This is a genomic window from Spiroplasma endosymbiont of Sarcophaga variegata, assembly GCF_965178695.1.
Lineage (GTDB): Bacteria > Bacillota_I > Bacilli_A > Mycoplasmatales > Mycoplasmataceae > Spiroplasma > Spiroplasma poulsonii.
On sequence record NZ_CBCXVU010000002.1, the window covers coordinates 1,262,490 to 1,281,145 of the forward strand.

Genomic DNA, 18,656 nt, shown 5'->3' on the forward strand with positions numbered 1-18,656 from the left:
TGAAATTAATCTATTTGTTTAATGAAGGTTACTAATATTTCAACTTGATATTTTAATTAAGATAATAAGTTTGTACTTATTAAAAAAGGATGGTACCGTAATTATTAAATAATAATTGCCCCTATTATTTTGTTAAAATAATAGGAGTTTTTATTTAGATAGGAGATTTAATGGCAAAGGAATTAAGTAAAAAGTATAATCATAATCTTGTTGAAGAAGGAAAGTATCAATTTTGAAAAGATGCTGGGTATTTTACCGCTGATTTAAAGAGCAATAAACCAAGTTTTAGTATTGTGATTCCTCCGCCAAATGTCACTGGAAAGCTACATTTAGGGCATGCATGAGATACAACTTTACAAGATTTAATTATTCGTTATAAAAAGTTAATGGGGTTTGATACGTTATATTTACCAGGAATGGATCATGCCGGGATTGCGACGCAAGCAAAAGTTGAAGAACGGTTACGAATAACAAAAAATGTTTTACGGCATGATTTAGGCCGTAAAAAATTTGTTGAACAAGTTTGAGCATGAAAAGAAGAGTATGCGGAGGTAATCCGTGAGCAATGAGCCAAGTTGGGGTTAGCGTTAGATTATTCGCGTGAACAATTTACTCTAAATGATAATTTGTCAGCAGCGGTTCAAAAAGTTTTTATTGATTTATATCAAAAAGGATTAATTTATCGTGGAAAACGAATTATTTTATGAGATCCAGTGCAAAAAACAGCCTTATCAAATATTGAAGTTTTATATCAAGAACAAAAAGGTAAAATGTATTATTTTAAATATTTTCTAGAAAATAGTACTAGTGAATATCTAACTATTGCCACAACCCGCCCAGAAACAATGTTTGCTGATCAATGCGTGGTTGTTAATCCAAATGATGAACGTTATCGGCAATATTGAAATAAAAAGGTTATTAATCCAGCAAATGGTGAGTTAATTCCTGTTCTTTGTGATGACTATGTTGACCAAGAATTTGGTACGGGAGCAATGAAATGTACACCAGCCCATGATGCTAATGACTTTGAAATTGCGTTGCGTCATAATTTAGCAATGCCGATTTGTATGAATACTGATGGAACAATGAATGAAATGGCGGGGGAATATTTTAATCAAGATCGATTTATTGCCCGACAAAATTTAGTTACTGCTTTAACAAAACAAAATTTAGTTGTTGAAATCAAAGACCATTTTCATCAAGTTGGTTTTTCTGAACGAAGTGGAGCAATTGTTGAACCATATTTATCTGACCAATGATTTGTTAAAATGGATTCTTTTGCGGAAAAAATTATTAAATTTCAAGAAACAAAAGATCAAATTAAATTTTATCCATCACGGTTTAACACAACATTAATTAATTGAATGGAAAAAATTCAAGATTGATGTATTTCCCGTCAACTATGATGAGGACATCAAATTCCAACGTGATATGTGAAAGACGACCCGACTAAAATCTATGTTGGATTAACACCACCAGATGATACAAATAATTGATTACAAGATGAAGATGTTTTAGATACATGATTTTCATCAGCATTGTGACCAATGACAACATTAGGGTGAACTTGAAATGAAACATTATTTCAACGTTATTTTCCAACTAATGTTTTGGTAACTGGTTATGATATTATTTTCTTTTGAGTTTCAAGAATGATGTTTGATTCATTAGAATTTACTAATGAAAAACCATTTAATGATGTTTTAATCCATGGTTTAATTCGTGATGAAGAAGGTCGCAAAATGAGTAAATCATTAGGAAATGGGATTAATCCAATGGATGTTATTAATGATTATGGAACTGATACATTACGTTATTTTTTAGTGACAAATAGTGCGCCAGGCCAAGATTTACGATATTCGCAAGAAAAAATTAATGGGGCTTGAAATTTTATTAACAAGTTATGGAATGCGGCACGTTATGTTGAAATGAATTTAGCAAGTGATTTTAAACCATTGCTAAAGTTTGACCAAGAAATTGTAGCACTATTAACTAAACATCAAGAAAATGCGATTGACCAATGAATTTTAACAGAGTTAACAAAAACAATTAATAAAGTTAAGGTTAATATGGAAAGATACGAGTTTGTTTTAGTTGGTAAGGATTTATATGATTTTGTATGAAATAAGTTTTGTTCATGATATATTGAATTAACAAAAGTTAATTTACAAAGTGATAATCAAACAATCAAAGCTGTAACAACACAAACATTATTTTATGTTTTAACACAAATTTTAGTGATGTTACATCCCTTTATTCCATTTGTAACAGAAGAAATTTATCAAAAATTAAATTTAAAAGCATCAATTATGTTAGAAACATATCCAACAACTAATTTTAATTATGATGTAGAATATTTAAATTTAGTAACTGAAATTATTGCTGCAATGCGGGAATTACGTAGTAATTATCAAATTAAAAAACAACAAGTAATTGAAATTTGATTAGATGCGACAAATAATAAAATAAAAATTAATGGGGAAATAATTCCATTAATTAATGATTTCATTTTTAAAATGGTAAATAGTGAAATTAAAGGTATTTTAAAAGAAAAAGATCTGAAACAAACATATATCACAGTTCCATTAACAGATGTGATTTTAGAAGTGGTTGCTAATGATATTATTGATTTAGCAGCAGAACAAAGGAAAGTAGCCGCTGAATTAAAACGCTTAGAACAAGAGCTTATCCGTAGTAAGAATATTTTAGATAATCAAAACTTTTTGGCAAAGGCAACCCCAGAGAAAATTAAAGTTGAACAAGAGAAATATGCGAAATATTTGGAACAATATGACCAATTAAAAGAAAAGGTAAACTATGGCAAAACTAAAAATTAATATTATTGGTGCTGGTTTAGCTGGAACTGAAGCAGCCTATCAGTTGGCAAGAAGAGGGTTTCAAATTAATTTATATGAAAGTAAACGAATTAATAAAAACCCAGTGCAAAAGCAAGATAGTTTTGCGGAATTAGTTTGTTCAAATTCATTACGAAATGATAGTTTAACAAATGGTGTTGGGCTCTTAAAACAAGAAATGCTAGCTTTTGATTCATTGATTATTAAAGCTGCTTATGCTAGTCGTGTCCCGGCTGGTGGTGCTTTAGCGGTTGATCGCCAACAGTTTTCAAATTATGTTACAACTTGGTTAACAAAACATCCTAATGTAACTTTAATTGATCAAGAAGTTGCAACAATTGATTTAACAGCAATTACCCTAATTGCATCAGGACCATTAACAACACCAAGTTTACAAAAAGAGATTCAACAGTTATTAGGAAAAGAATACTTTTATTTTTATGATGCAGCAGCACCAATTATTACAAAGGAAAGTATTGATTTTCAAAAGGTTTATTATAAGTCACGCTATGATAAAGGTGAAAGTAAAGATTATATTAATTGTCCAATGACAAGAGCAGAGTTTGAAAGATGAGTACAAGAATTGATTACAGCTGAAACAGTTGCTTTACGTGAATTTGAAAAAGAAATTTATTTTGAAGGATGTATGCCAATCGAAGTAATGGCCAAGCGTGGAGTTAAATCATTATTATTTGGACCATTAAAACCAGTTGGGTTAGAAAAACCAAATGGTGAACGACCATATGCTGTTATTCAATTACGCCAAGATGATGCGATTGACACGTTGTATAATGTTGTAGGATTTCAAACTAATTTAAAATTCCCAGAGCAAAAACGTCTTCTGACAATGATACCGGGGTTAGAAAATGCTAATATTGTTCGTTATGGTGTTATTCATAAAAATAATTTTATTAATTCACCAGTGTTGTTAAATCAATTTTTACAATTAAAATCACAACAAAATGTTTTCTTTGCTGGTCAAATTACAGGTGTTGAAGGTTATGTTGAATCAGCAGCAACCGGGATTATTAGTGCGCTTAATATTGCAAACTTTTTAAATAACAAGGCAATGTTAATTTTTCCTCCTGAAACAATGATGGGAGCATTAATTAACTATATTATTAATGCTTCATCAACTAATTTTCAACCAATGAAGGCTAACTTTGGGATTGTCCCTAATCTTGATCAACATTTTAAAGCAAAAGTCGACAAATACTTAGCATATAGTGACCGTGCCTTAACAAAATTAACCAATTTTATTAAAAACAATAAGTTAAATGATGAAATTAACTTTTAATAATTTTAAAAAAGCATAGAATAGAAGTAGAATGAATATGAAGAGAAAAGAGGAAGTGAAAAATGAGCTTAGAATTAAACGCATTAATTAATGGCAAATTAATGAATAATGGCGATTGATTAGAAATTATATCACCAATTGATAATAAACCTTATGGACGTGTTCCAGCTTTAAAAGAAAAAGAAATTAAGCAAGCTTTTCAAACAGCACGCCAAGCCCAAAAACCTTGAGCAAAATTAACTGTGTTTGAACGGATTAGTTATTTACGAAAATGAGCAGATTTATTGTTAGTTCATAAAACGGAGTTGGCAAAAACTATGGCTTATGAAGTTGGCAAAAGTTTAAAAGATGGCCAAGTTGAAGTTGAACGAAGCATTGAATATATTGATTACACAATTGAAGAAGCAAAACGAGTTTTTCCAGAAACTTTAACAGGCGATGGTTGAAATGTTCAAAATAAACTTGGTATTTTTTCCCGTGTTCCGAAAGGCGTTGTATTAGCAATTTCACCATTTAATTATCCGGTTAACCTAAGTATTGCTAAAATTGTTCCAAGTTTAGTTGTTGGAAATAGTGTTGTTTTTAAACCAGCAACAAATGGGAGTTTAACGGGATTATATATGGCAAAATTAGCGCATGAAGTTGGTTTTCCGAAAGGTGTCTTTAATGTTGTAACAGGTCGTGGTCGCGATATTGGTGATTTACTAGTTTTAAATCCAGAAATTGATGTAATCTCTTTTACTGGTTCTGTTGCCGTTGGAAATCACATTCGTAAATTAGGCCATGGCAAAGATTTAGTTTTAGAATTAGGTGGAAAAGATCCGGCATTAGTGTTAAAAAATGCTGATTTAGCAAAAGCTGTGAAAGAAATTATTGGTGGAGCTTATTCTTATTCAGGACAACGTTGTACAGCAATTAAACGTGTTTTAGTTGATGAAACAATTGCTGATGAATTAGTTGCACGATTAAAAACAGAAGTTAGCAAGTTAGAGATGGGTTCACCGTTAGAAAACAAAGCAATTATTCCAGTAATTGATATTAAGGCTGCTGAATTTGTCCAAGAATTAATTGATGATGCTTTGGCAAAAAAAGCAACTTTAGTTATTGGAAATCAACGGAAAGATAATTTACTTAGTGCAACTTTAATTGACCATGTTACAGCAGATATGCGATTAGCCTGAGAAGAACCATTTGGACCTGTTTTACCAATTATTCGTTGTAAAAATGTTGAAGAAATGATTATGTTAGCAAATAAATCGAATTTTAAGTTACAAGCATGTATTTTTACTAATGATATTAATGCTGCTTTCAAAATTGCTGGTGAATTAGAAACAGGAACTGTTAATATTAATGGTCGTACGCAACGTGGTCCTGATTCATTTCCATTTTTAGGAATTCATGATTCAGGGCAAGGAGTGCAAGGAATTTGTGAAACCATTAATTCAGTTACTCGTTTTAAAGGTTTAGTAATTAATTACTAAAGTAATTTTAAAGAACCTTTTTTCATTTTATTCTTATTTTATGATATATTATATTCTTTAATTTTGTCGAAAACTCTTGATGAAATAAAAAAAATCATCAATATGACAATTTGAAAACTAATTTTGTGTAAGATTATGATTTTGCTTTAAATTTTTTAAACGTTAAAATATAATACCGTTGATTGTTGGTTTGGTGTTAAACCTTTGTGTTGGTATTTTCATTTTCAGAGCTTTAAATAATTTTGAATATTAGTGAAACCCAAACCATGATAATGAATTAAGGCTTCTTTAAGACTGGATTGTAATTTACTAATCTTATTTAACTTTTGATAACTAGTATCAGGGTTTGTACTAGTTTTGGTGGAATATAGAGTAGAATTTGTTTGTTTTGCTACTAATAAATATAGTGGTTGCATATCAGAAATAATTATTGATTTTTCTTTAATTAGTTGCTTATTCATATTTTCAATAATCCATTGTTTTTGTAATCTTTTGGTATTGGTGGATTGAACAAAAATATTATTATTGCTATCAACTGCCATTTGAATACAGCATTTGGTATCAGTTGAAAATGGATCGAGATGAGTTTTTCGTTTATCAAATTTATCTTTAAAATTGCCTTTATGAATTTCTTTAATAAATGTTTCATCCATTTGGATTTGACCATTTAATTTTTTAAATTTTAACTGTGTATTTTCTAATTGTTTTGATTGCATTAATTTTTGTCGATTATATCAAGCGGTTTTTGGGGTTGTTTTAATAAAACGAGAAATTATTTTACTAGATTGTCCTAACAATGAAATTTGAATTAATAAATTTCACTGTTCATAATTTAAATGACTTCAATAAGTAAAATGATGACGAAATGCATCAAAACTAGCACGACATTTTTTACATAAATATTTTTGTTTTCCTTCGGAATTATGACCATTTTTAACACAATGAAAAGATTTGCAATTAGGACATATAATGCCTTTATCTCTAAATTTTTGATCAATTTCATTTAAACGTTTTTGTTTTTTAATTAAGTCTGCTTGTTGTTTTATTTTTTCATAAAATTCTAAAAATTGATCATCTGTTAAGCTATTTATTAATTCTGTAATTATTTTTTTCATCATTTATTTACCTCCATATATTAAAAATATACCTAATTTTAGGTATATTTTATAAATATCAAGAGTTTTCGACAAAATTAAAGAAAAAACAAACTAAATTTCAACAAGATCATGCTGTTGAATTTCCAATGCTTTGTGATGTTGATGAAAGATTATGTAAAATGTTTGATGTGTTAAAACAAAAGAAAATGTTTAATAATGTTTATATGGGAATTGAACGCAGTACTTTTTTATTAAATAATGATTTTGAAATTATTGAAGTATGACGAAAAGTAGCCCCAGTTGAACACATTAAAACTGTTTTATCAGCCGTATTGTAACTAATTAGTTATTATAATTAACAAGTATAATAAATAATAGTTTTAACAACAAATGAATTGTCCGCTTACTAGAATCTAATTTATTATTGCTAATTAAATTAGATTTTGTTTATAAACATAGAAAGAATAATGAGGAAACATAATGGAAGAAAAATTAATAATGACAAAACGCGAACATAAGTTGCGTTATGCTAAACAGTGATCTGCAATTTGGTATTTTTGTGGTCCAATGGTGTTAATCATGGTTATTCAATGGTTATATAATATTATTGATAAAAATATGGCCCAGAGTTTTACAAGTGTAGATATTATGAAACGATTTAATATTGATGAAAATACCGCAAATAATTTAGTAAATATTACAACCGGTTATACAATGACGGCATTTTATACGTTATTTGCCTTTGCATCATTATTTGGTGTTGGAGCATCAATTGTTTTTTCAATGGAATATGGACGGCGTAATATTGCACAAATGCGACGAATTGTTGGGAACATGGTTGGCTTACAAATTGTTTTATCAATTCTGGTTGCCATAGTCTTATTCTTTTTAATGAATGAACATTTTGGAGCATTATTGGTCAAAGCTCAAATGAATGGTGGAATGTCAGGACTGGCGCAAAGTCGTTATATTACTTTATCGTGAGAATATTCCCGCGTGTTTATTTTTTGTTCACAACTATTGTTTTTATCGTTTGCGTTACCAACTTTTCTACGAACAGAAGGGAAAGTATTTATTGTTTTAATAATGCAAATTATTTCAATCCCAGTTAATGTTTTATTTTCGTTTATTTTTTCAAAATTAGCACATTTGCAAATGTCGGGAGTAATTATGGGAAGTATGATGGCTTGAATTTTTAACATTGTGTTTTCTGCTTGTGTTATTATTTTTTCAAAAAATTCATATTGTAAATTTAATTGAAGGGAAATGATATGATCACGATAAATTATCAAACGATCATTTCCAATTGGAATTGGAGCCTTTTTTCTTAATTTTGCAATGGCAATTCAAGTTTTAATTTCAACAATTTTAGTTGTCCATTTGCCAGGTCAAGATGATGTCTTAATTACTGTTAATGGTCAAAAAGTATTAGCAACTTCGGTTGGAATTTATATTTGTCAGTTAGTTTATTCTACCGTTTCCCCGTTTATTGTCATTTTTACTTCTGCTGGTGTAGGTTTAGCACAAGGAGCAACTGCGATTTGTGCTTATGCTTTTGGAGCGAAAAAATATAAACGAATTGAACGAATTATTTTCCGAGTTGCAATTTTAGAGGTAGCATGATTTACATTTGTTTTTCTGCTAATTTTAGCATTTGCGGATAAGATGATGTTAATTTATAACTTTCCGCAAGAACTCGTTGGTCACTATCGTTGATACACTGTTTTAGCATTTTCAACTTATATTTTTGCACCAGTAACTTATACTTCAATGGCGCTATATTCAGCAATTGGAAAATCAACCCAAACGCTAATATGTTCAATGCTTCGTTCTTTAATTGTAATGGTCCCATTATCATTCATTGGTTATGGAGTTAGTTTGTTAACTGGCAATAATATTGATTACTTTATTTTGATTGGCTTAAATGATTTAATTTGTGCCTTCATTATTGGTCCAATGTTAATTTCAACTTGACGAAAAAATAAAGCGAAATTAATTGACCATCCAGATGATTTTGAGCAACAAAACCGTAATAATTTACAAGCTAATGTTGTTGATGCAATTTCATTGGAAAGTGATATTAAATAAAAAATAATGCAATATTACTTTTTATTCTAGTAATGTTTTTGAAAATACGATAAAATTAATAAGAAAGGGATTTACAGAAGGGACGGACTGTTAGTGCACAAAAGTGTTTTTTCAAAAACTGAGATTAAGTTGCGTTATGATAATTTATGAAAAATAATTTTTGTTTTTTCATTACCAACTGTTTTTGTGATGGCAATTTCAGCTTCCTATCCGATTTTGGACAAACTAATTGCTTTAACATTTGTAACTCCCAATGTTTATCATTATCAACCATACTTAGATTGATATCGAGAAAATATTAATAACAATAATGGTGTTTTAAGTTATCAAGGAGCAAAAATCTTTGTTAATTTAGCAACTCATTTTTCAGGTCAAATTTACAACCTTCTTTTAGCATTTGCTGTTTTAATTGCAATTGGGACTTCAATTACTTTTGCGATTAAATATGGACAAAATAATAAACAACAAACACAATCCTTAGCTGGGAATGCCCTAACAATTACAATTTTATTTTCAATTGTTGCGGCTTTTTTTGTTTTTTGTTTAGTTTTTCCTAAATGAGATAATATTATGATTTTTATTCAGTTAAGTAAAAAAGGGTCATGAATTACACAAGATTTAACTTGGCGTTATGTTTTTCCAATGTTGTTGGCGAGTCCGTTAATGTTTGTTAGTTACTTATTATTAACGTTATTACGTACTGATGGAAAAGGGCGGATTGTAGTTTATATTACGGTTGGATCAATTTTAGTTAATGTTTGTTTTTCAATCATATTAGTTAAGTATGCTAATTTGTTATTAGAAGGAACAATGTTTGGTACTATTATCTCATGAGTTTTTATTATTGTTGTTTCATTAATTTGCATTTATCGTAACAAAGATTCATACTTACGATTTCATTGAAAAGATTTATTTTATTTTCGTAAATCAACTGTAAAAGAATTTTTTCGATTAGGATTTTCATCATTTCTTAATAATTTAGGAATTGTTTTAGTTTCCATTTTATCATCAACAATTATGTCATATTTGCCAGGTCAATTTGATGAAAAACAAAGAAGTGGTTTATCAGCGTTTCAATTATTTAATAGTGCAATGACACCTTGAGTTGCCTTTTTTACCGCAATTGCGTTAGGGTTTGCACAAGGAATTAAATCGATTATTGGATATAATTATGGGGCAAAAAAATATTTACGGATGTATCAAACTTGCTGATATGGCTTAATTATTATTGGAAGTTGATTATTTTTTGTCCTCTTATTATTTATTGGTCTTGGTCCACAATTATTAATGACTTTTGCTTTTCCATCATCATTAGTTGATCAATATCGGTGAACACCAGTCTTAATGCTAATGAGTTACCCGTGTGCGGCGATTTCTTTTATGGGTGTTACACTATTTCAGGGGATGAATAATGCCCGAAAGGCAGCGTTGTGTTCTTCATTTCGAACACTTATTGTATTACCAGTCTTGATGTTAGCGGGAGCCTTTATTGTTCGTGGTTTATCAGATGGAACACCAAAAAATAACATTTATTATTTCATTATGATAGGTTTTAATGACTTAATTTCGGGAATTATTGTGGGTATTATTCTATATTCATTCTGATATAAACACCGTCATAGTATTTTTAATGAAGTAAGTAAAATGGATCAAGAGTATTTACGTATTAAAACCAGCCATAATAAAAATAAAATACAACAATTATATACTTTTCTTTTATTTTTGACAATAATTTTATTTATTTTTTTGCAATTTTATAGTATAATATACTTATCAAACAAAATGGCATATTAAAGTGGGGGGTATCACATGAATAATAGTGGAGTAAAAACTACCGAGGGAATAGACAATAGTTCGATTTCTTTTAATACTAACAATACTACAGGTAGTGGTAGTTTATTTAATCAAAATCCTCCGTTAACACCATTGTCAAAGCCAATTAAGGTTCCGTTAGACAATGATGGTTTTAAAGCAGGACCCAATCCGGCTTTTAATCCATCATATATTTCACAAGCATTAGGAATTAATGGAACAACATTACAAGCACAATACAACAAACCAATTTATCAACCAATTATATATCAACCATATCTAATACCAGTTGTAAATAACGCGCCTAATATGGGAATGAATCAGTATGGGATGATGCCACAATTTCCAGGAATGATGATGGGATATCCACAATTTCCAGGAATGATGATGGGATATCCACAATTTCCAGGAATGATGATGGGATATCCGCCGTTGGCGGGACCAGATTTAACACAACAATATCAACCGATGCCACAACAAACACCTCAAGAAGCTAACCATTCAGGACAAGAAAAACAAGCACATGATGATGGTAGTCATTTTGCAATTATGAATCCAGATTTAATGAAACATCAACATAAAGATGATGGTTATTTTGGTGGCTTTAATGATGATTTTGATGATGATATTGCTCCATTTTCAAATCCTAATTCAGGTGGTAATGATTTTGGTTCAGATTTTAATACGGGAAGTAATTTTGGACAACTAAATCCAAATTTTGGTCCAGCAAATAACTTTAATGATCAAGGGCCAAGTTTTGGACCAACACCAGACTTTAATGCTGCCCCTAGTTTTAACACTCCAAGTGATTTTAATTCAACTTCAGAATTTAATCCAAATGGTGCAGGCTTGGGACAAATGGAACCAGTTAAAATGCCATTTGCACAAGGTAATAATCTTAATCAAAGAATGAATAATGCAAACCTTTGGGGCTATGCCGAAGATTCAGAAAAACGAAGATTACCAATATGAGCAATCGTATTAATTGTTGTCTTGGCGGTCTTAATTGTTGCAGTAGTAGCGATTGTTATGTTGTACTTTAACTTACAAGCAGTTCATGATTTAATTAATGGTTGATTTGGTATTGATGTTCCGTTTGACCCCTGATTTAAAAAAATATAAAAACAAGGAATCATTCCTTGTTTTTATATTTTTTTATTATTAATAAAAAAAGTCTAGATAAGGGTTAAATCTAGACTTCTTATACATTATTTATATTTGAAAGGTTATATTTGAAAAAATTATTTTGTTATATATTTTAGGTCGTTAATTTATTTTGCTTGTATTATTTTATCATACTTGTGGTGGTAAAGTGCTCTTTTTAACTTTAAAAAATCAAACGACAAAACCTAAGCATACTAATAGAACATTTTGATTTGGTTTTGAAAACCGATTAATTTTGCGAATAATTTGTTTATTATATTGGCAATTATTTTCTTCGTTGATTAAAGTAACTTCTGTTTCATTAATAACATTTTCTTGATGAATTGAATTAGTTAAAATATAAGCATAATCAAATTCTGTTTTATTTTCATATTTACTACGAAGAGGATTAAAAGTTCCAGGAATAAATAAACTTAATGAAAACTTAATTTTTTAATGATATGTTTTAAAAATTTATTCATTGCTATTCACCTCTTATGATTATTCATATGATAACATAAAAAAATAATATTGTTAATATTTTTTTTATTTTTTCTGATGATTTTATTTTGAAATAAGGTAAGATTTAAGTATGGAAAAATAGAAAACAAGGTGAAAATTAATGGAACAATATCTTAAGATGGCACGGTTTATTTTAGATCACGGTCAAGACAAAGATGATCGAACAAATACTGGTACAATTTCTTATTTTGGTTATCAAATGCGTTTTAATTTACAAAAAGGTTTTCCGTTATTAACAACAAAAAAGGTTCATTTTAAATCAGTTGTCTATGAATTATTATGGTTTATTAAAGGTGATACGAATATTAAGTATTTAGTTGATAACAATGTTCGAATTTGAAATGAGTGACCATATGAAAAATATAAAGCATCATCACAATATCAGAATGAGTCATTACCTGAATTTGTGGAAAAGATTAAAACCGATGCTGCTTTTGCAACTGCTTTTGGTGATTTAGGACCGGTATATGGAAAACAATGACGAAACTTTAATGGTGTTGATCAGTTAGTGACTTTGCTAGATAATTTAAAAACAAATCCATATTCACGTCGCCATATTATTAGTGCTTGAAATCCAGCCGAGGTTGAGGAAATGGCGTTACCGCCATGTCATACTTTAATGCAATTTTATGTTTCAAAAGATAATAAATTAAGTTGTCAATTATATCAACGTAGTGCTGATGTGTTTTTAGGTGTTCCTTTTAATATTGCAAGTTATTCATTGTTAACGCATTTAATTGCACAAGTTTCAGGATTAGAAGTTGGTGATTTTGTTTATACGTTGGGAGATTGCCATATTTACAAAAATCATCTTGCGCAAATTAATGTGCAGTTAACAAGAACACCACACAAATTACCGACATTGAAATTAAACCCAACAATTAATTCTTTATTTGATTTTTGTTATGAAGATATTACCCTTGAAAATTATAATCCAGATTCATTAATTAAAGGAGATGTTGCTGTTTAATGATTAAGTTATTATGAGCAATGGATGAAAATAATTTAATTGGAAAAAATAATCATTTACCATGACATTTAAAAGAAGAGTTACAACATTTTAAAAGAACAACAGTTGGGCAAACAATATTGCTTGGTCGTTTAACTTACGAAGGAATTGGTGGACCATTACCAAATCGAAAAACATTAGTTTTAACAACTAATCAAAATTATGTTATTAATCATCCTGATGTTAAAGTAGTAACAAATTTGAATGATATTATCAATATTTATCAGTACAATCCAACAGATGATATTTACATTTGTGGTGGGAAAAAAATTTATGAAGCAACCTTACCGTATGCTGATGAATTAATTATTAGTTATATTAAAGGCAAATATGAAGGAGACACTTATTTTCCAACATTTGATTTAGCACAATTTATTTTAATTAAAACCGTTGAATCAGAGCAATTTGTAATAAAATATTATAAGAGAAAGGAACAAAGTTAGTATGTTAAATATTTGAAAAATTATCCTTACATGGCCACGGTTTTTACGAACAATTACGAAGGCAAAAAGTATTAGTAAAAAAATTAAGCGTGATCCCAATATTATTTCTGAAGAATATCGTTACCATTGATTGCAAAAACGGACACGTTATATGTTGTGGGTGTATGATGTTAAAATAATTGTTCATGATCGTGACAATTGAGTTGATAAAGGTTGCTTAATGGTGGCTAATCATCAATCAAATGTTGATTCAGCTTTATTATTTGTTTTAAATGATTTTAACAAAACAGCACCGTGTGCTTTTATTGCTAAAAAAGAATTAGCAAATGATAAAACATTTAAAAATTTTTTAACATTAATTGATGTTTTATTTTTAGACCGTGATAATCCTCGTCAAGCTTTAGAGTTAATGAAAGAAGCTAATGATTTAATTCGAGTGCCAAGAACAATGGTTGTTTTTCCGGAAGGAACTCGTAGTCGTAATCAAGAAATGGGGGAATTTCATGCCGGTAGTTTTAAAATTGCTCAGAAAGCACATGCGCCAATTATTCCAGTTTCAATAATTAATTCTTATCCAATCTTTAATAAGGAATATAAAAAAAAGGGAAAAAAATATGTTCATATTGTTTTCCATAAACCAATTAAACCAGATACCTTTATGACAAAACCAACAGAGTTAATTGCGAATAATGTTAAACAAATTATTCAAAAGGGAATCGAACAATACCATGATGTCGATCACAAAAAAGCTTATTTAGAATATAAAGCTTCATTAAAGAAAAAAAACACATAACGTAAAAGGAACTAGTAACTATGAATATTTTAGCTTTAATTGATAAAAAGAAATATGGTCAAGAATTAACTCGTGAAGAAATTAATTTTATTGTGGAAGGTTACACAACGGGGTTAATTCCCGATTATCAAATGTCAGCCTTTTTAATGGCAATTTATTTTCAAGCAATGTCTATTTCTGAAATTTCATTTTTAACCGAAGCGATGATTAATTCAGGTGAAATTTATGATTTATCATCAATTCCCGGATTTAAAGTTGATAAACATTCTTCTGGCGGAATTGGGGATAAGGTTAGTTTAATTTATGCACCATTAGTTGCTGCTTTTGGTTTGAAAGTTGCAAAAATGTCTGGCCGTGGTTTAGGGCAAACTGGTGGTACAATTGATAAATTAGAGAGCATTCCTGGATTTAAAGTTGAAATTCCCTTTTCTGAATTTGTTAAAATTATTAATCAAACAAATTTATCAATTATGTCACAATCGAATAATATTGTTCCAGCTGATAAGAAAATCTATGCGTTACGAGATGTAACAGCAACTGTTGATTCTTTACCATTAGTTGCTGCCAGTATTATGTGTAAAAAAATTGCAACAGGAAGTGATGGCATTGTTTTAGATGTTAAGTGCGGAAGTGGTGCTTTTATGAAAACAATTTCAGAAGCACGAAAATTAGCTCAAATTATGGTTGAATTAGGAATTAAATTTAATAAGAAAATTGCGGCGGAAATTACTAATATGTCCCAACCATTAGGACGTGCAATTGGTAATGTAATTGAAATTTATGAAGTTTTGCAAACATTAAAAGGAACAGGACCAGATGATTTAAACTATATTGTGGCTGAATCAGCAGCGTTAAGTTTATTCCAAGCTGGTTTATTTACCGATTTAGCATCAGCTGTTGTTGCTTGTCAAGAAAAATTACAAACGGAAGAACCTTTAAGCTATTTCCGTGCTTTTATCAAGGCTCAAGGTGGCGATTTAAGTTTTATTGATAATAATTTACCGCTAAAAGATATTTTAAAGGTAAAAAATATTATTGAAATTAAAGCAGAGCAAGCTGGATATATGGAAATTACTGATACAAATGAATTAGGCTTATTAGCTGTTCGCTTGGGAGCAGGCCGAACAACAAAAGATGAAGTGATTGATTATCATACTGGAATTTATCTTAATAAAAAAACAGGTGAAAAAGTTGCTGTTGGTGATGTGGTAATGACTTTATATACTAATCGTTATGTTACTGAACCAGTTTATGAATGAGTAAAACAAACTTTTAAAATTACTAGTACAAAACCACGTGAACAAGAATTAATTTATGAAATAATTCAGTAAAAAAGTGATTCATTTAAAATCACTTTTTTACTTATAACATCTTTAATTTTTTTAAAATATCGTTATTATTAATTAAGAGTATAAAAAACAGGAGAAAGAGAATGCTAAATTTGTCGCGTTATGAAGTAAAACTTGATAATTTTTCAGGACCATTAGATTTACTTTTACACTTAGTAAAGGAAAAGGAAATTGATCTTTTTGATATTAAACTAACAGAAATTACTGATCAGTTTTTAGCTTATATTCGGGAAATGGAACAATTAAACATTGAAATTGCATCAGAATATTTAACTATGGCAAGTTATTTAGTTGAAACAAAAACAAAGTTAGTCTTGCCAAAAGAAGAAGTTGAGATTGACGATAACTATGAAAAAGATTCACGTGATGAATTAATTAATCGTTTGTTAGAATACAAAAAAATTAAGGAAGTTAGCCAATATTTTAAAGACCAACATCAAGAAGGAATTCAATATTTATCAAAACCACGAACAATTATTAAGGGTGATGTCGTTAGAGAAGAAGAATTACCATTGTCATCAAAAATTAATATTGATAAATTAACAAATAGTTTTTTAAAGATGTTAGAACGAATTAATGCAACAAAACCATTAGAATCAAATGTTGTTATTACTGAAATTTCACCAGAGGAAATGGCAGATCGAATTATGTTTTTCTTATTAAATGAAGACAAAGAGTGATTATTAGAAGATTTATTAAGTAATTTTGATCTATCATTACAAGTTTTTGTTGCTTGTTTTATTGCTTTATTAGATTTAGCTCGTCATCAAAAAATTGAGATTGAACAATATCAACATTTAGAAGCAATTTATATTCGAAAATATATGAAAAAAGAAGGGAATTAAACTAAATGAAGTTAGATGAAAAAATAGCCTTATTGGAGGGTTTACTATTTATTAGTGGTGATGAAGGAATTAGTTTAAAAGAAATTGCCCATATTCTTGAAATTTCAGAAGTAGAGAGTAATGAATTGTTACTAAAATTAAAAACAGAATATCAAACAAATAAGATGCGGGGATTAACAATTACAACATTTGCTGATAAATATCGGTTAACAACCAAAAAAGAATACCATAGTTTCTATTTAAAATTAGCAAACAATAAAATTGAAGCACGGTTATCACAAGCAGCATTAGAAACATTAGCAATTATTGCTTATCGGGGTCCAATTAGTAAGCCAGAAATTGAAGAATTACGGGGAGTTAATTCTGACAATGTAATTCAAAAATTACGAGCACGGGAGTTAATTGAAGAAGCTGGGAAAAGTGAACTGCCTGGAAAACCAATGACTTATCAAATTACAAATGAGTTTTTAAAAGTTTTTAATTTAACTTCATTAGCAGATCTTCCACAAATTAAAGAAGCAACTGTTGATAATGATCAGGAATTATTTAAATAATGGAGCGATTACAAAAAGTTATTGCTGCACGGGGTTATTGTTCTCGGCGTAAAGCAGAAGAGTTAATTGTTCAGGGACGAGTAAAGGTTAACAATATTGTTGTGACAACGTTAGGAACAAAAGTTGGTAAGGATGATCAAATTTATATTGATAGTAAACTTCTTATTGATAAAAATAATGAAAAAGTTTATTTAATGTTAAATAAACCACGAAATTGTGTTTCAACAATGTATGATCCCCAACACCGTAAAACGGTTTTAAATTATGTTAAAGGTGTTCCACAACGAATTTATCCAGTTGGTCGCTTAGACTATGATACGAGTGGTTTATTACTATTGACTAATGATGGTGAATTTACTAATATTATTACACACCCAAGTCATATTATTAATAAGACCTATCGTGTTTTAGTTTCTGGTTGTCTTGTAAAACACCAGTTGCACCAATTAGCAACATGGGTAGAAATTGAACCAGGTATTGTTACAAGTTCTGCACAGGCAAAATTAGTAAAATACCAAGAAGATAAAGATGTTTCTATTTTGTTATTAACAATTCATGAAGGAAGAAAACATCAAGTTAAAAAAATGATTCAAGCAGTTGGCCATGAAGTTCTTAAATTAAAACGAATTGCAATTGGTTTTTTAGAATTAGATGAAGCTTTAAAACCGGGCGAGTGGCGCTTTTTAAAACCGAAGGAAATTAAACGTTTTTTTGGGATAGCATCACAATTAAAAACAAAATAAAGGAGAGAAAACACAATGCGAATTACATTAGCTGGAGTTGTTGGAGTTGGGAAATCAACTGTTAGTAAAATGCTAGGAGAAAAACATCAATATATGGTGATGGATGAACCAGTTGAAGAAAATCCATATTTAGATCAATATTATGCCGACCCTAAGGATATGGCTTTTAAAATGCAAGTGTATATGATAATGGCGCGAAGCAAGCAATTAAAACAAGCAAAAATAACATCAAATATTATTTTTGATCGAAGCATCCTTGAAGATCCAATTTTTGTTGATGTTTTATATGAATTGGGATACATGAATAATACGGATTATAAAGTTTATAAAGAATTTTATGATGTTGTTGTTTTACAAAGTCTATACTTAGATGAAAATATTAAACCAGAATTAGTGGTTTATCTACGAGTTGATCCTGAAATAGCAATGGAACGAATTATTAAAAGGGGACGAGCTAGTGAACAAAACGTTGGCAATGCTTATTGAATTTTGTTGAACCGTAAATATGAAGAATGATATGAACGGGTAAAAGATAAGTTTAATTTTTTAGTAATTGATGCAAACGATAAAACACCAGAAGAAATTGTAGCAATAATTTCAGAGAAGTTAACTGACTAATCCAATA

At 29.4% G+C, this 18,656-nt stretch carries 16 protein-coding genes and 1 pseudogene; 16 read left to right on the forward strand and 1 reads right to left on the reverse strand.

The window, feature by feature from the left end:
* The first annotated feature begins 170 nt into the window (after positions 1–170).
* The 3 genes from ACOBME_RS08475 to ACOBME_RS08485 all read left to right on the forward strand — a co-directional run bounded on the left by ACOBME_RS08475 (position 171) and on the right by ACOBME_RS08485 (position 5,633).
* A complete protein-coding gene (locus tag ACOBME_RS08475; RefSeq protein ID WP_338965681.1) occupies positions 171–2,837 on the forward strand; it encodes a valine--tRNA ligase in 2,667 nt (888 codons plus the stop codon).
* Positions 2,818–4,152: a methylenetetrahydrofolate--tRNA-(uracil(54)-C(5))-methyltransferase (FADH(2)-oxidizing) TrmFO gene (trmFO, locus tag ACOBME_RS08480; RefSeq protein ID WP_338965683.1), complete on the forward strand. Its 1,335-nt coding sequence runs from the start codon at positions 2,818–2,820 to the stop codon at positions 4,150–4,152. Before ACOBME_RS08475 ends, trmFO begins: the two co-directional genes overlap by 20 nt.
* 62 nt (positions 4,153–4,214) lie before the next feature.
* Positions 4,215–5,633: an NADP-dependent glyceraldehyde-3-phosphate dehydrogenase gene (locus tag ACOBME_RS08485; protein ID WP_419334951.1), complete on the forward strand. Its 1,419-nt coding sequence runs from the start codon at positions 4,215–4,217 to the stop codon at positions 5,631–5,633.
* A gap of 155 nt (positions 5,634–5,788) precedes the next feature.
* Here ACOBME_RS08485 and ACOBME_RS08490 read toward each other — a convergent pair whose 3' ends face one another.
* Positions 5,789–6,751 carry an IS1/IS1595 family N-terminal zinc-binding domain-containing protein gene (locus ACOBME_RS08490; RefSeq protein WP_338963247.1) on the reverse strand — a complete coding sequence of 321 codons (963 nt, stop codon included), beginning with the start codon at positions 6,749–6,751 and terminating at the stop codon, positions 5,789–5,791.
* A gap of 74 nt (positions 6,752–6,825) precedes the next feature.
* On the opposite strand from ACOBME_RS08490, the gene ACOBME_RS08495 reads away from it, so the two are divergent.
* From ACOBME_RS08495 to ACOBME_RS08555, 13 genes and pseudogenes are all read left to right on the forward strand, one after another.
* The gene (locus ACOBME_RS08495; protein ID WP_419335386.1) at positions 6,826–7,068 is read left to right on the forward strand and encodes a redoxin domain-containing protein; all 243 of its coding nucleotides are present in this window, start codon (positions 6,826–6,828) and stop codon (positions 7,066–7,068) included.
* A 142-nt stretch (positions 7,069–7,210) separates the two neighbouring features.
* Positions 7,211–8,014, forward strand: a complete 804-nt coding sequence (locus ACOBME_RS08500; protein ID WP_338965692.1) for an MATE family efflux transporter — start codon at positions 7,211–7,213, stop codon at positions 8,012–8,014.
* A gap of 54 nt (positions 8,015–8,068) precedes the next feature.
* On the forward strand, positions 8,069–8,818 hold the full coding sequence (locus ACOBME_RS08505; protein WP_338965694.1) for an MATE family efflux transporter: 750 nt from the start codon (positions 8,069–8,071) through the stop codon (positions 8,816–8,818).
* A gap of 93 nt (positions 8,819–8,911) precedes the next feature.
* Positions 8,912–10,513, forward strand: a pseudogene (locus tag ACOBME_RS08510) (MATE family efflux transporter); the annotation flags it as partial.
* 114 nt (positions 10,514–10,627) lie between these two features.
* Positions 10,628–11,752, forward strand: a complete 1,125-nt coding sequence (locus tag ACOBME_RS08515; RefSeq protein ID WP_419334953.1) for a polyadenylate binding domain-containing protein — start codon at positions 10,628–10,630, stop codon at positions 11,750–11,752.
* Positions 11,753–12,395: 643 nt separating this feature from the next.
* Complete coding sequence (gene thyA / locus ACOBME_RS08520) at positions 12,396–13,265, forward strand: thymidylate synthase (RefSeq protein WP_338965702.1); 870 nt, start codon at positions 12,396–12,398, stop codon at positions 13,263–13,265.
* Positions 13,265–13,747: a dihydrofolate reductase gene (locus ACOBME_RS08525; RefSeq protein ID WP_338965705.1), complete on the forward strand. Its 483-nt coding sequence runs from the start codon at positions 13,265–13,267 to the stop codon at positions 13,745–13,747. The genes thyA and ACOBME_RS08525 overlap by 1 nt, the downstream gene beginning before the upstream one ends.
* Position 13,748: 1 nt before the next feature.
* On the forward strand, positions 13,749–14,540 hold the full coding sequence (locus ACOBME_RS08530; protein WP_338965707.1) for a lysophospholipid acyltransferase family protein: 792 nt from the start codon (positions 13,749–13,751) through the stop codon (positions 14,538–14,540).
* Between the two features lie 20 nt (positions 14,541–14,560).
* Positions 14,561–15,871 (forward strand): thymidine phosphorylase, encoded by a 1,311-nt coding sequence (locus ACOBME_RS08535; protein WP_338965710.1) that lies wholly within the window; start codon positions 14,561–14,563, stop codon positions 15,869–15,871.
* Between the two features lie 101 nt (positions 15,872–15,972).
* Positions 15,973–16,734 (forward strand): segregation/condensation protein A, encoded by a 762-nt coding sequence (locus ACOBME_RS08540; RefSeq protein WP_338965712.1) that lies wholly within the window; start codon positions 15,973–15,975, stop codon positions 16,732–16,734.
* Positions 16,735–16,739: 5 nt separating this feature from the next.
* Positions 16,740–17,288: an SMC-Scp complex subunit ScpB gene (gene scpB / locus ACOBME_RS08545; RefSeq protein ID WP_338965714.1), complete on the forward strand. Its 549-nt coding sequence runs from the start codon at positions 16,740–16,742 to the stop codon at positions 17,286–17,288.
* A complete protein-coding gene (locus tag ACOBME_RS08550) occupies positions 17,288–18,031 on the forward strand; it encodes a pseudouridine synthase (protein ID WP_338965717.1) in 744 nt (247 codons plus the stop codon). The genes scpB and ACOBME_RS08550 overlap by 1 nt, the downstream gene beginning before the upstream one ends.
* Before the next feature lie 15 nt (positions 18,032–18,046).
* Positions 18,047–18,649: a deoxynucleoside kinase gene (locus ACOBME_RS08555; RefSeq protein WP_040093117.1), complete on the forward strand. Its 603-nt coding sequence runs from the start codon at positions 18,047–18,049 to the stop codon at positions 18,647–18,649.
* Positions 18,650–18,656 lie beyond the last annotated feature (7 nt).